Source organism: Roseimarinus sediminis (assembly GCF_050433125.1).
GTDB lineage: Bacteria > Bacteroidota > Bacteroidia > Bacteroidales > Prolixibacteraceae > Roseimarinus > Roseimarinus sediminis.
This window is the reverse complement of record NZ_JBNPXV010000002.1, coordinates 154,539-169,602: the sequence shown is the minus strand read 5'-3', so window position 1 is coordinate 169,602 and position 15,064 is coordinate 154,539. Positions and strand designations below refer to the sequence as shown.

Here is a 15,064-nt window from a genome sequence, read left to right as displayed (position 1 = left end):
TCGCCAAACAGCCAGTTAAAAAAGTGAAATAGATTTTTAAATATGGAACTACAGCAAATGCTCGAAAGCTACAAAAACGGCGATCAGTCGCTTGGCGAAACACTGCAAATGCTCTCAAGCCGGGGGATTGCCGAGTTAGGTTTTGCCACCATCGATACCGACCGGCTGCGCCGTACCGGCATGCCCGAGATCATTTATGCCGAAGGGAAAACAGTTGAACAGGTAGCTCAGATTGCCCGCCGTCTGTACGAAAGCCGGACCGATATTCTGGCTACCAGGGCCAATGCCGCAATGTTTGAAGCCGTTAAAGCCTACGTTCCCGATGCCGAATACCACGAGCTGGCGCGCACCATCAGCTACAAACACCGGGCAACAGTTCCGGGTGCTTCCTACATCGCCATTGTGGCCGCCGGAACCAGCGACCTGCCGGTAGCCGAAGAAGCAGCCGTTACAGCGCGCTTCCTGAACAACCGCGTTGAGACCGTATACGATGTTGGTGTTGCCGGCATCCACCGGCTGTTTAACAAGCTCGACCTTATAACGGGAGCCAGGGTGGTCATTGTGGTGGCCGGCATGGAAGGCGCGCTGGCCAGCGTGGTTGGCGGCCTGGTAAATAAACCGGTCATTGGTGTACCTACCAGCGTGGGATACGGTGCCAATTTTCAGGGACTCTCAGCACTGCTGGCCATGCTCAACAGCTGTGCAAGCGGCATTTCGGTGGTGAATATCGACAACGGTTTCGGAGCTGCCTGTCAGGCTTCATTAATCAATCAACTGTAACAACAACAAAGCATGAACGACCTTTACCTCCTCTTAATTACAGCAGCATCGCTCGGGTTTATTCACACCCTGCTGGGCCCCGACCACTACCTGCCTTTTATTGTACTGAGCCGTGCCCGCAACTGGACGCAGCAAAAAACACTCTGGATTACTTTCATCTCGGGAGTAGGCCATGTAGCCGGGTCGGTTGTTTTGGGCATTGCCGGCATTGCTCTTGGGATCAGCCTTTCGCAACTCGAAAGCATCGAAGCCCGGCGTGGCGATGTGGTTGCCCTTTTGCTCATTGCCTTTGGTGTCCTTTATTCGGTATACGGTCTTTACCTGTTTCTCCGGAATGGCGGCCATCACCACCTGCCTGCCTTCATGGTTCCCAAAAAAATACGCGAATGGCAGCATGCAAAAATCAACAGCAACAGTGAAGATACTACCCGGCTTACCCCCTGGATTCTTTTTTTAATTTTTGTTTTTGGCCCATGCGAGGTGCTGATCCCGCTGCTCATTTATCCGGCAGCAGAGCACAACACACTGGGAATTGCCGCCGTGAGCATCGTTTTTGGACTTGCCACCGTGGGCACCATGCTAAGCATTGTTTTTCTGGGCTACAAAGGCTACTCGCTAATCAGGATCAAACAAAGGGAAAAATACCTTCATTTGGTGGCCGGCATGATGATACTGTTGGCTGGTTTGGCCATGCAGTTTTTGGGCTGGTAAGGGAGTGAGGTTAAGGTTAAGGTTAAGGTTAAGGTTGAGGTTGAGGTTGAGGTTGAGAAAAGAGAAAGACATAACGACTGCACGACAGCAGGCATAATCGAAACCGGATTTGAAAAAAATTAACACTCCACCTTTTTTATGCCCCATCTTTCATCTAATTGTCTATTGTCTAAAGTATACTATCTAATATCTTTTCTTTTATCCGGTTTCTTTTATATTCAATCTTCAATCCATCTCACTTTCAGTCCCTTTTCAATCCCATGATACTGGTAGCGATTATGACAGGGCATTAACACAACAACAACTTAGCGCCTTAGCGTCTTTGCGTGAAAAAAAGCTCGCAAAGACGCTAAGGCGCTAAGTTGAATTGATAATAAAAAGTGTATTAACAAGATGTTCACTTTTTAACCATCTCCACAGTACAACTTGCCTGAAAGTCGTTTAAATCGACAGCAACACACTTCGTGGCTTATTTTTGACGTATAAACTGCCGTCACAACAAAAAAGTATGCAGAAAAAGCTCTTTTTTGCGCCTACACCATCGCGAGTTGGCTGAAAGAGTTCTAAAGCAGGAAAATATTTTTCTTCGGACCTGTAAAAACGTTTTTGGGCGCTCAACACGCGAAAAGTTGCCTGAAATAATTATTTCCGGCAACTTTTTATGTGTTGAATGTTGAAATAATTTTTCTGAGCGTCTCAACACGTTTCGCGAAGCCAAAAAGACGTCCTTCAGGCGTCATTACGTTTTGTTGGCTCAAAAAATACTTCTTTCAGGTCTCAACAAGCGTTGAGTTCAGCTTTAGAACTCTTTTTGCAGTCCATTGATCAAAACCTGAAGCTTAAACCGCATTTCAGTTCACTTTCGGGCTGGTTTTCAGAAATATCGATACCGTACTCAACAAAACGACTTCGTTCACAATTGAAAAATACAGGAAGCGCTACGTTAATGTCTCAAAACCGGTAACTATAACTTATTGCCGGCATGACAGGGAATAAGGTGAGTGCATGGATTTTTATTTCGCCCTGATTGTTTCTGGCCAGCGCAAGCAATTAATATTTCGTTCTATTTGATTTAAAGTAATAGTCTTTTATCTATTTTCTAAAGTCTTATCTAAAGTCTATTATCTAATATCTTTTCTTTTATCTGGTTACTTTTATATTCAATCTTCAATCCATCTCACTTTCAGAATGACCGATAATGATTCAATGTCCCTTAAAACACCGGAGAAATATTTTCCCATTTCACCTTCCATTTGCCATTGTCGGGGAAGCCGGGATTGGTGCTTTCACAGCCTTCCCAACCTGCACACATCATGGCCACGGTTTGTAACAGTCCGCCGTTGCCCGGTAAATAAATCCTCAATCTTTCGTCCTGATAATTGTGGCCGTTTTTCAGGTAGGTGTTTTTTTGTACATCTTTCAAAAGAAAATCGAGGGCCATATCGGGTTCATTCAAACGTACCGCAGCCATGGCACTCATGGGATAGTCCCAGCCCCAGGTGGCCTGCCAGTTCCATCGTTTGGCAATGGTGTGCATGGTAAAACGCATGATGTCGGGGTCGATCTGGTCCCATTCGGGCAGAATGCCGTAGGCGCCCAGCACCATGGGATGATCGCGCATCAGCTCAGGATCTTTGTACGAATCGCTTGCTCCTTCAATTCCCAGGTATACACCATTGGCCTGATCGGGTGCTGCCAGCTTCATCCTTACCTCTTCCCATTGTTCGTCGGGCTCCAACCCCAGGCGCTTTCTCCACTCCTGCGCCGTACTCAGGCCCCAGTACCAGTAAGCCAGTTCGAAAGGCGGATTCACGGTGCTTTCAACATCCCAATGCTCCTGAGCCGGAATCAGCGGTGCCTGCAGGTCGTAAACCCCTTCGCTGTCGTTCCACACGGGAAAGTCTGCCATAAAACGGGCACTTTCAAACACCAGCCCGGCATAGCGATGCAGTACTGCACTATCGTGCCGTACCCTGAATTGTTGCTCGGCCAGCCAGATAATGTGCGGCTGCTGCCAAATAAGGTACGAACCGATCGACGACGGACTGTTCTCCCCTTCGGGACCAATCATCTTGGGCCAGCGCACGCCCTCGTAGCCCTGATCGGCAGCTGTTTGACGGGCAACATCGAGCAACGAAAAATAATAATCGAGCTGAGGCTGAATCAACTGTGGCCGCTGCCACTGGGCAAAATGGGCCACATGCCACCAGTGCATTTCAAGGTGAAATTTTCCGAACCAGCTGTTGTAGGTAAGGCCGGTTTCAGCCGGGGGCAAAGTTCCGGTGCTCTGTATTTTGGTAAGGTATTGCGACAATACCACCCGGCGTTCCAGCTCACGGGCACGCGGGTCGGTACATTCCGAAAAATCGACCATGCCACCGTTGCTCCAGTAATCGAGCCAGGCCAGTTCGTTGTTTTGGGCCGTTTCGTCAAAAACAGGAAGCACTTCGGGCACTTCCGACGGTGCAAACAAGGTACTGAATTCCAGCACATCGTCACCACCATCGAGCAGGCGAAAGTGATGTGCTCCTTCGGCTGTAAGCTGCCCACTGCCCTTCCACTGTATAGCAACCCGGTAACGGGTGGTATCGAGACGGCGCTCAAGCACCACCCTGTTTTCGGCGATGGTATTCATAAGCGATCGATGCTTTTCGGGCGAAGTAAAATCGTAGCCGGGATGACTGTGTTCGGCCTTGGCATAAGGAAACTTCCACTCAACACCCAGACGGTGCAGGGTAATGAGGGGTGACTGAATCCTGACCGAAAGCAAATCGACATCCTGATGTGCAAATACCTCCACCTGAACCGGATGGCCATCGAATTCAAAGTTGCTTGTAATTTTTCCGCTCCACAGGTCGAGATGATGAGTCGCATTTTTGATGTCTTCCAGTGCTGCTGTTTCACCCTTTTCATCTACCAGCCACAAAGCAATAATGCCCAGGTGCAGGCGGTGTGGATTGGCTCTGAAATAATTGCAGGCAGCTTCGGCTCTCGGGTTCGACTTCAGCTGATGCCGGTACGGAACCTGTCTTCCTTCCACTTCAAAATACTTCAGGGTTTCGTCCATGCGATAGTTGGCTTCGTTGGGAACTGAATGCCAGCCCCAGTTCGACTGCGTACCCAAAGGCACTCCGTTTTCATACTCTTTGTAAAAAGTCTGAAGCCCTGTAAGGTCGGTGGTAAAGGCAAAGTTGCCATTTCCTACCGACAACGAAGCCAGCGAATCGAAGCCCTCTACCACAACATTATTGCGGTTCACCAAAGCCTTGCGATCGATCAGTGTTTCCTTTTCAAGCGGCGAACAGGCAGCCAGTAACACCAAAACAAAGCCAAATATCAAAGTTCCATGAAAAAACTTTCTCATAGCAATCCAATTAAAAAAATTAACAAGTTGTTGAGTGCCAAAATCAGCCTGTAAAAATCCAGCTTTCTGGTTTACCAGATAAAACCATCAACGAGCTGTCAGGCACCTGACAACCCGGCCTTTTTTAAATAAAGAGCATAACATTACAACCATAACAAAGCACTACGTCGCATTTCACCGCACACTCATTCTTCCGCCAGGCCTTTTCTCTACAACACGATCAGCCGCTCTTCCATTCTGTGTCTTGCGTCTTGTGTCCTGTCTCCCGTCTCCAATCTTTTGTCTTTTTACCTTTTATCTTTTTATCTCTTGTCTTTTGTCTTTTGTCTTTTTATCTTTTGTCTTGCATTAGCTTACTTCCAACCCTCTTTCTTTTCCAGTTCATTCATATCGTGGCGTACCGAAGTAGCTTCGAACGACTCGTTGTATAAGCTTTCGAGATCGGGCAATTGCAAACTGCTTCCCTTTTTCTGAAAGACAGAAATTTGATGCGGGGCTGCTGTAACTTCAAGCCACTGACCGCCTGCATGTTCCTGTCCGGACCAAAGATCAATCCAGTTTTCGCCAGCCGGCAAATAAACATCCTGCTTTATTTTTCCTTCTTCCCAGATGAGCGAAACCAACAGATCGTCGCCCAGTTTGTAGGTGGTCCAGGTTTCCCATGCAGCCGATTGGTCGAAATATTCGAGAAACAGCGGCCGTGCCAGTGGCATTCCTGTTTTCCCGGTCATCACCGCATGGGCATGCAGATAATCGACCAGGTGCATGCGCAGCTGGGCATAAAATCGCCAGGCGGCAAGCAATTCATGATCAAATGATGGCTCATAGTTCATTCCCCAGAATCCGAGATTATTGGTCGGACCTACTTCCATGAGTGGTGAGAAGCACGAGAAGCCCAGCCAACGCAGCGTCACTTCCCTTTCAATTCGTTTGGGATAGCCGCCGGTGTCCGATCCCCAGAAAGGATAGCCCATCACTGAGCAGCGCAACATCCCGATCAATGCCGAACGCAGTCCTTCATCCGAGTTGCCGGTATCGCCAGCCCACAAGGCACCATAGCGCGAACTACCGGTGTATTGTGCACGCGGAAACAGCAGCATGTCGTCGCCCAAAATCGGTTGCACGGCTTCGTAAGTTGCCTTCACATACTGACGCGGATAGTCGTTGAAATTCTCACGGTAGGTTTTGCCCGATGCAGCAATCAGATGCAACGAATCGACCAGTTTTTCACCATCGGCACGATCAAGCTTGTAGCCTTTCACGCCCATGCGCGCCAGTTTGGCCGGACCGTTTTCACCCCACCAGGTGCAAGCTTCAGGATTCGAAAAGTCCATCAACACCTGACCGTCGCCAATCCATTTCTTGCTCACCAGGTGATAGTTGCGTTCTTCGGCCGTTTGAGCCATGTCGCCCATCACCCAGGGGCCTATCCACAACATGGTGGCAATCCCTTTAGAATCGAGCCAGGGAATCATGGCCTCAAAATTAGGCAGGCGTTCGTAATCAACCATGTAATCGCTGAAACCGCGATCGCCGATGGCCCACGGACGGTCGATCCAGTAGGCGGTACAAGGAATGCCATAGGCTTCCATCAGCAGGATGTCTTCGGCCACTTCGGAGTTATAAGGTGCATGAACCTTCGACCCGTCATAGTATTTTGTACGATGAACATGCTCATCGCGCCAGCGCCAGGGACCAAAGGCCCATTTAGGTGGAACAAGGGGAGGACCGCTTTGCAGGGCATGCTGTTGAACAATGGCAGCGGGTGTTTCGTCGCTGATAAGGGTAAACGCAAACGAAGGACCTTCGAAGGCAATTTGCACCAGCTCGGGATTGGAGCGACAAAAATCGATCACTCCCGGCCAGGTACCATGGACTGAAAAACCATAGTTTTCCGACGAGATGAAAAAAGGAGCATAGGCCGAAACAGTGGGTTTCAGCTTTACATCCATGCGCTCGCCCCGCAAATTCAAACCCGTGGTGATGCCTTCGCGCCACGACTCATCCTGCCGGCCGTCGACAACGCGCTCAAAAATTCCTGTAAAGTATTCATCCTTTCCGGCTTCCAAATTTAAAAGCCAGGCTTCAGGTTTGATAGCTTCATTTTCGACCTTAAATTCAAATTCAAGATTTCCATTTGCTTCTTTTACATCAAGAATGATTTTTCCTTCGTCATGCTCCCATGCATAAGTGGTGCTTAAATCATGGCGGCTTTTTTCAATTTCACCTTTCAGCCACACGGTATCGCCCTTGGCTACATAAGCCACAGCACCGCTGTTTTCACTGCCCCTGAATACGATGCCTGCACCATAGGGATTTTGGATGCCAATGGTACTAAAATCCCGGTCAGTGCCTGTGTACACCGCCAAATCGGAAGTTCCATTGCACGAACTGATTAACACTGCGAACAACACCAAGGCGAACGGTTGTATGCCGCGTACTTTTTTAGCTGGTTTAATTTTCATTGCTTGTATAAATTAAGTTATCGTTGGTCATTACTGAGTTGCCGGCAAAATTCCATTGCCGGCCATCATGTTAACGTAGTTATTGATTGCCTGAAATTAGCAAACATTCTTATCATAACAAAACACGCTTTTTTTTTGGGGGGCAACAATTGCTTTAGCCGGTACTACCTGCTTTCGGCCAACACTAAACAATGCTTTGGCTGTACTGTTATCAATTGCTAAATTTGACCCATAAAACAGGATGCATGGATTTTAGCCAACTATCACCACTTAGCGCTGCAATGGAATACCGTCGTTTTGGCAAAACCGAAAAAAAGGTAAGCGTCATTACCCTCGGAGGCATGCGCTATAAAAATGTTTGGAAGGAGCCCCGTCATGAAATCCCTGCCGATACGCTTGACGAATGTCGCGATACGGTTCAGCAGGCTTTCGATCATGGCATCAATATGATAGAAACGGCTTACGGCTACACCAAAAGTGAAACGCTTTATGGCAAGGTACTGAATCAGGAACTAAACAAAGCACGCAGCAGCTACCTGCTCATGACCAAAGGGCATCCGAAAAGTGCTGAAGCTACGCGTCGGATGCTTGAAGAGCAGCTGAAAGACCTGCAGACCGACTACATCGATTTTTACGCCTGGCACGGCATCAACACGCAGGAACTGCTCGAAACGGCCTGTGCACCAGGCGGTCCGGTCGAAGAGCTGCTGCGCATGAAGGACGAAGGCATCATCGGCCATGTGGGTTTTAGTACTCACGCCCCGCTCGATGTAATCATCCGGGCCATCGAAACCCGAATGTTCGACTTCATCAATCTGCACTACTACTATTTTTTTCAGCGCAACAAGGCCGCCATCGATTTGGCCGAATGTTACGACATGGGCGTGTTCATCATTTCGCCCAACGACAAAGGCGGTCAGTTGTATAATCCGCCGCCCAAACTGAGCAGACTCACTGACCCGCTGCATCCCCTGCAGTGGAATGCCCGCTTCTGCCTGAGCCACCCGGCCATTCATACGCTTACTTTTGGCTTGCCCAAAACGGCCAGCTTCGAACTGCTCAGAGGCATATTCCCGTTACAAATCCCACTTTCGCCCACCGATGCCCTGATCAAACACCGCCTCGACGAGCAGCTGCTGAGCGACCCCTACAGCGCTTTCGACGGCTACAGCATGCAAAACGATCCTTCGGGCATCAACATCGCCGAGGTACTTCGCCTGCGCCGGCTGGCACTTTGTTACGACATGGACCAGTTTGCACGCACTCGTTACAACGCCTTCGAGGGCAAGGGCCACTGGGTGCCCGGCGCTTTTCCAACCAGTGAAAACATGGAACTCATCGACCTGAGTCGCTGCCCCAAAAACATTCCCCTGCGCCATCTGATTGAAAGCACCCACAAGGCACTTTATGTCGATCCCGCGACAAAAAAAACGTAGAAAGGAAAAGTGAGGGCGGCTCATCGGTCTCCCGCTGCAAGTGCACGCCTTACCGGCACCTGCTCACAGGCGCTGCGGGGGCTCCCTCCGGTCGCCTCCTCGCTGCCGTTCGCAGCCTGCCGCCAAGGTGTGCAGCTTTCCGCGTCCGCCCGGCCGCAGTACAAGCCGCCTTTGTGCATTAAGTCAACGACTTGAACGCCGTCACCGCGTCTTCAATATCGTGCAACGCTTCACGCAGTTGCATTGCCAGCTGGTAAAAATGGGCGATACGCCGTTCCGATTCCTGCTTGCGCCCCAGCAGCTCCTCCTGCCCCTTACCAATGCGGTGTATGATTGTATCAATTTGGTTGATGCTGTCGATGGTATTGTGCGAAATGCCGATGATCTGGTTGGTAATTACCCTGAACCCTCGTCCATACTCTCCTGCCCTGGCTGCCTCAATCGACGCATTAAAGCCCAGTATCCTCGTCTCATCCGATATTGAGCGAATAAAACGGAGAATCTGGTCACTTTCACCCGTAGCATGTTGCAGCTGATTAATGCTTTCGAACAAACCCGAAAACACCTGATGCAGGTACCTGAACTGTTCGAGCAGCTCATCAGTCTGTCCCTTCAGTACTTCAATTTCGGCCGCCAGCTGATCGCTTTTCACCACCCGCTGGTGAATGTCGGTATCGATGGTCACCAGTTTTACCACTTCACCCTGCTCATCGACAATTGGCACCAGGGCCGTTTGTGTCCACACTTCCCTTCCCTCGCTGGTTATGTTAAGCGCTTCGTAGCGATAAGGCAGGCGGGTACGCAACACCGTTTCCATCCGATATTCCACATCGTTGCTGAACGAAGTCTGCCGGTAGTTGCTTCCCAAACGTTTGGTAAAATTGTCGAAAGTATAACCGTACATCCGGGTAAAGCCCTCGTTGATCAGTTCAATGTTCCCATCGCGGTCCATCAACATAATGGCATTGGGGCTTTGCAATACCAAACTGGCCAGTACTTCGTTCATACGGCAGCGTTCATCCCTGGCAGTATCCGCTTCAGTCTCATTGATTCTCAAAGCGGCCACTGCTTTCATCTCAAAGCGTTTACACTCGTTTCGAAGCTTTCTGTTTTTAATGTACAATAGTAAAAGAAGCAGCATACACACAAGCAGCGCTCCGCTTAACAGCAGGTTGAAGGTGTTCATCATGTTGGTTCGGTTTAAAGTAGAATACGAACATAGCCAAACAAAACCGAACCGCAACAAAAAAGGGGTCATGTCGAAATATCTATTCTTATTTTCTTAACAGACCCCACCTCAACCAACCCTGACTGAATTGTTTTATAACAAAATACAAACACACCCCTTAAAAACAACGTACAGCACAAACAAATCACAAAAGCACACAAAAACACCATTAAATATTTATACATAACTTGCTCACTCATCATGTTGACTAAGTTGCATGGAAAATATTCTAAAAATAAGTAAGCGCTTCAAAAGAAAAGAGAAGGACATCTTTTTGCAGCTCATTGAACATGAATTGACGGAACTGGAATATGAAGTTGATAAAGGATGACAACATTGATTTGGAAAAAATTGACCGCCTTTGTGCTACCCTTACCCGTTTATTACTTTCAGAAAGGGATACAAACCACATCCATAATCAAAGACAACGGAGCGGGAATGAATAAAACAAGTCATGTCAAGTATTACCTCATTTAAAGCAACAAAAATACCTTCATCCTTAATTATAAATGCGTATTCTATATCTATAGTTTTGACCCATATTACATATCTAGTTTTCTCGATATAATATTAAATTAACAGAACAAAATCACCCTAATCTTTGTGCTTAATCTCAATGATCGATAAATAGAAGAAAAAAACAATAAAGTCTAAAAATTGAAAAACACATCAATTTTTATGCTATAAAACAGCTTGTTATAAAACAACTTTCAATCAGTACCTTAATCAAACAGACAAGTCAGATTTTAAATAATCAGTTGAACTTTCAAAACAAATTTTCTTAGCTGGTCGAATGACCTGCGTTCCAGCCATAGCGCGAGACCAAAATGACAAATAGCACCCATTTTTTTTGCCTTAAATTGATATTTTGCCGCCAGTTAAAAAACGGGGAGCACACCCTGAAATTACTGACAGTAGACCAAATAGCAATCTTTTAAAATAAAAAAGAATGAGTGTATCGAACAAAATTGAACTCTTAAAACGAAAACGTGAAGAGGTGAAGCAAATGGGAGGAGAAGCCCGCATTGCCAAACAACATCAAAAAGGCAAACTCTCCGCCCGTGAACGCATCGATTTATTATTTGATGAAGGCACCTTCCGTGAAATTGATATGTTGGTCAAACACCGGTCGGTAAATTTTGGATTAGAAAAAGAAGAAATCCCATCCGACGGAGTAATTGTCGGGCATGGAAAAGTCTTCGGACGCACCGTCTTTGCTTTTTCACAGGACTTCACCTCCCGTGGTGGCTCGCTTGGTGAGATGCACGCCGCCAAAATCTGTAAAATAATGGACCTGGCCATAAAAGCAGGTTCACCTGTGGTTGGTTTAAACGACTCGGGCGGTGCCCGGGTCGAAGAAGGGGTCGACGCCCTTCATGGCTATGGAAATATTTTCATGCGCAATTCAAGGGCTTCGGGCATTATTCCCCAAATATCGGCTATTATGGGCCCCTGCGCTGGTGGAGCTGTTTATTCTCCGGCCATGACCGACTTTGTCTTCATGGTCAAGGAAAAAAGTCACATGTTCATTACCAGTCCTTACATCATTAAAACGGTAACCGGCGAAGAAACAACTTTTGAAGAACTGGGGGGAGCCATGGCTCATAACACCAAAAGCGGGAACGCTCACTTTGCCTGCGAAAACGACGAGGAAACCATCGAAGCAATCCGCGAGTTACTGCAGTTTCTTCCGGCCAACAACATGGAAGAAGCCCCCGAACTGTTGATGAACGACGATCCTGGAAGGAGCTGTGACGAATTGGATACCATCATCCCCGACGATTCGAAGCTGCCTTACGATATGAAAGCGGTAATTGAGTCGGTTATCGACCATGGTGATTTTTACGAAGTACATGAACATTACGCGACCAATGCCATCGTTGGCTTTGCACGTCTGAACAACAAATCGGTGGGAATAATTGCCAATCAGCCACTGGTGCAGGCCGGCTGTCTCGATATTGATGCATCCGATAAAATCAGCCGTTTTGTGCGTACCTGCGATGCTTTCAATATTCCCCTGGTCACTTTCGTCGATGTTCCGGGTTATCTGCCTGGTGTTCAGCAGGAGTTAAACGGAATTATTCGTCACGGGGCTAAATTACTTTGGAGCTATGCCGAAGCAACCGTTCCCAAGTTTACAGTGGTTACGCGCAAAGATTACGGCGGGGCCTATCTTGCCATGTGCTCAAAACCACTGGGCGCCGACATGGTATTTGCATGGCCTACAGCCGAAATAGCTGTAATGGGAGCCAAGGGTGCCGTAGAAGTGATTTCATCTTACCGAAAAGAGATTAGCGAGGCCGAAGATTCAAAAACAATGAAAGATGCAAAAATAAAGGAGTACGAAGAACTTTTCAACGTGCCGTACCTGGCAGCGCAAAGGGGCTATGTCGACGAAGTAATCATCCCGTCCGAAACCCGTATGCGACTCATCGATGCACTGGAAGCCTTACACACAAAAACCGAAGTATGCACCCCCCGAAAACATGGAAATATTCCACTTTAACATTGACAATGAATACTAAATCATAGGTAGTCAGCGATGCAATTTTGATCAGAAAAAAGAAAGAAGATGACAAGAGAGGAAAAAATTAAAAAAGCAGTGGCCATTGCCGTAGCCTATTATATCGAACAGGAGAAAACTGCATTGAAGGCCGAGACATCGGTCAAGGCCGGGACTGGATGGAATCAGGCAGGAAAAGCCATCCACATGAATATGAAGCGAATGATTCAACACAGGGGAAGTATTCAAAAACCACGTAACCTGTTCAAAAACGAAGAACCTAAAGTCTTGATTTAATAACAGTAATCAATTTTTCCCGGCAGCTTTAAAATCCTTTGTTTCGAAAGCAATTTGCAAGCGCCGGAAATGAATTAATCTGGAGGAACAAAAATGAAATACGACAAGCATGGAGTGTTGGAAATGACACCTGTTTCTTATGCCGCCGATCGGCCAAAAGCAGAAAACCCCATTAAGATAAACGATGTAACCCTGCGCGACGGGCATCAGTCGTTGTTTGCCACCCGTGGACGCACCGAAGACATGCTTCCGGTAGCCGAGATGATCGATAATGCTGGTTATCATTCGGTAGAAACATGGGGCGGAGCCAGTTTTGATGCCATGCACCGCTTTCTGGGCGAAGATCCGTGGGAGCGCCTGCGAACCTTGAAAAAGCACATGCCCAAAACCCCTTTTTCGATGTTGTTGCGCGGACAGAACGTGGTAGGCTACCGCAACTATGCCGACGATGTGGTCAAAGCATTCGTGCAGCGTTCAATCGACAATGGCATGGACATCTTTCGTTGCTTCGATGCATTGAACGATTACCGAAACTTTGAAACTGCTGCCAAAGTCATTAAAGACAATGGAAAGCATTTTCAGGGTGTTGTTTGTTATACGCTTACTGAACCACGACTGGGGGGCGAAGTGTACAACATGGACTATTACCTGAACAAGGTAAAAGAGCTGGTTGCCTTTGGTGTCGACTCAATCTGTATTAAGGACATGGCAGGCCTCATCGCACCTTATGACATTTACAACATGGTGCGTGAAATCAAAAAATTCACCAACATCCCCTTGAACCTGCACACCCATTTCACCTCGGGCATGGGCGACCTGGCCATTTTTAAAGCCATCGAAGCAGGCGTCGACATCGTGGATACCTGCATCGGCCCTTATGCCTACCGCACGTCGCATCCGGCAGTGGAGCCCATCATTATGTCTCTGCTGGGTACCAACCGCGATTCGGGCATCGACATTAAAAAAATAACAGCCATTGCCGACGAGATGGAGAAATACATCCCCAAGTACCGTCACCTCGACAACAATCCAAAATATTCGATCATCGACATTAACGTGTTGTTGCACCAAACACCGGGAGGAATGCTTTCGAACCTGGTCAATCAGCTAAAGGCCATGGATGCCCTCGATAAACTGGACGAGGTGTTTCGTTTGCTTCCCAAAGTGCGCAAAGACCTGGGAAATATTCCACTGGTAACACCAACTTCTCAGATTGTTGGCGTACAAACTGTTAACAACGTACTTTTCGACAAGGAAGAAGGAGAATACGCCCAAATCACCAAAGAAGTCAAAGATCTTTGCTTCGGTTTGTACGGAAAAACAACCCGTGAAATCAACCCTGAGCTGCAACAGAAAGCCCTGTTGGATTATTCGCGTGGTAATCAGCCCATCGATGTAAGACCAGGCAGCATACTCGAACCCGAACTCGACGAAGTGAGGGAAAAGTTTGGCGACCTGGCACGCGACGAAGACGACCTTGTACTTTGCGCCCTTTACCCCGTTACCGGCAAGCGCTTTCTGAAATGGAAATACGGAATGGAAGAACTTCCCGAAGAAGTAAAGCCAAAAACACTCCGCCAGGTAAAAAAGGAACAGGAACTGATTGCCAAAGCCTTGTCGGGCGAACTAAGTTCAAAGGGAAAAGGCAATGGACGTGAACTCGAAGTAACGGTCGATGGTGAAACTTTCACGGTTGAAATCAACGATCGAAATGCCGTTGCAGCACCACGTTTTGCAGGACGAAAACAGAAAAAAAGCGAACACATCAACAGCCCCGGCAATGGCCAGCTTGTAGCGAGTATACCTGGCATGATTGTAGAATACAAAAAACAGGTTGGTGATCAGGTTGAGCAAGGTGAAACGGTAGTGGTACTGGAAGCCATGAAAATGATGAACAATCTGGCATCGAACACAAGCGGAATTGTAAAGGAGATCAGACTAAATGCCGGAGATTCAGTATCAAAAGGTGATGTGCTGATGGTGATCGAAAACTAAAGCCAGAATACTTTGCGCTGCTCATCTATAAAGGAAGGGCTGCAAATGCGAAAAATTCTCAATAGCTTATTATTAAAAAGGATGTCATCCGTTCGGGTTGACATCCTTTTTTAATAGCTGCTGTCTTTGATTTGTTGAGAACTAAATTTTATATTAAAAAAAGAAAAATCAGGGCTTCACTGCATACTGTAATATTTATTTTTAATACATTCGCCCCATAAGCCTCTTTAGCTCAGTTGGCAGAGCAGCTCATTCGTAATGAGCAGGTCGTGGGTTCGAGTCCCA

9 protein-coding genes are annotated in these 15,064 nt (G+C 47.5%); 6 read left to right on the top strand and 3 right to left on the bottom strand.

Annotated features, from left to right (window positions below):
• The first annotated feature begins 42 nt into the window (after nucleotides 1-42).
• Nucleotides 43-780 (top strand): nickel pincer cofactor biosynthesis protein LarB, encoded by a 738-nt coding sequence (gene larB, locus FHS86_RS03700; protein WP_429411270.1) that lies wholly within the window; start codon nucleotides 43-45, stop codon nucleotides 778-780.
• A gap of 12 nt (nucleotides 781-792) precedes the next feature.
• Nucleotides 793-1,491 carry an urease accessory protein UreH domain-containing protein gene (locus FHS86_RS03695; RefSeq protein ID WP_429411268.1) on the top strand — a complete coding sequence of 233 codons (699 nt, stop codon included), beginning with the start codon at nucleotides 793-795 and terminating at the stop codon, nucleotides 1,489-1,491.
• A gap of 1,213 nt (nucleotides 1,492-2,704) precedes the next feature.
• Here the strand turns inward: FHS86_RS03695 and FHS86_RS03690 are convergent.
• Together FHS86_RS03690 and FHS86_RS03685 are read right to left on the bottom strand one after the other, a co-directional pair.
• Nucleotides 2,705-4,855 carry a hypothetical protein gene (locus FHS86_RS03690; RefSeq protein ID WP_429411266.1) on the bottom strand — a complete coding sequence of 717 codons (2,151 nt, stop codon included), beginning with the start codon at nucleotides 4,853-4,855 and terminating at the stop codon, nucleotides 2,705-2,707.
• A 353-nt stretch (nucleotides 4,856-5,208) separates the two neighbouring features.
• Complete coding sequence (locus FHS86_RS03685) at nucleotides 5,209-7,320, bottom strand: TIM-barrel domain-containing protein (RefSeq protein ID WP_429411264.1); 2,112 nt, start codon at nucleotides 7,318-7,320, stop codon at nucleotides 5,209-5,211.
• 245 nt (nucleotides 7,321-7,565) lie between these two features.
• Here FHS86_RS03685 and FHS86_RS03680 point away from each other — a divergent pair, with 245 nt between their 5' ends.
• Nucleotides 7,566-8,756 (top strand): aldo/keto reductase, encoded by a 1,191-nt coding sequence (locus FHS86_RS03680; RefSeq protein WP_429411262.1) that lies wholly within the window; start codon nucleotides 7,566-7,568, stop codon nucleotides 8,754-8,756.
• A gap of 178 nt (nucleotides 8,757-8,934) precedes the next feature.
• Here FHS86_RS03680 and FHS86_RS03675 read toward each other — a convergent pair whose 3' ends face one another.
• Nucleotides 8,935-9,945, bottom strand: a complete 1,011-nt coding sequence (locus FHS86_RS03675; protein ID WP_429411260.1) for a methyl-accepting chemotaxis protein — start codon at nucleotides 9,943-9,945, stop codon at nucleotides 8,935-8,937.
• A gap of 988 nt (nucleotides 9,946-10,933) precedes the next feature.
• Here FHS86_RS03675 and FHS86_RS03670 point away from each other — a divergent pair.
• The 3 genes from FHS86_RS03670 (at nucleotide 10,934) to FHS86_RS03660 (ending at nucleotide 14,779) form a co-directional block, all read left to right on the top strand.
• On the top strand, nucleotides 10,934-12,490 hold the full coding sequence (locus tag FHS86_RS03670; RefSeq protein ID WP_429411258.1) for an acyl-CoA carboxylase subunit beta: 1,557 nt from the start codon (nucleotides 10,934-10,936) through the stop codon (nucleotides 12,488-12,490).
• 66 nt (nucleotides 12,491-12,556) lie between these two features.
• Nucleotides 12,557-12,784 carry a hypothetical protein gene (locus tag FHS86_RS03665; protein WP_429411256.1) on the top strand — a complete coding sequence of 76 codons (228 nt, stop codon included), beginning with the start codon at nucleotides 12,557-12,559 and terminating at the stop codon, nucleotides 12,782-12,784.
• Between the two features lie 93 nt (nucleotides 12,785-12,877).
• Nucleotides 12,878-14,779 carry a pyruvate carboxylase subunit B gene (locus tag FHS86_RS03660; protein ID WP_429411254.1) on the top strand — a complete coding sequence of 634 codons (1,902 nt, stop codon included), beginning with the start codon at nucleotides 12,878-12,880 and terminating at the stop codon, nucleotides 14,777-14,779.
• Nucleotides 14,780-15,064 lie beyond the last annotated feature (285 nt).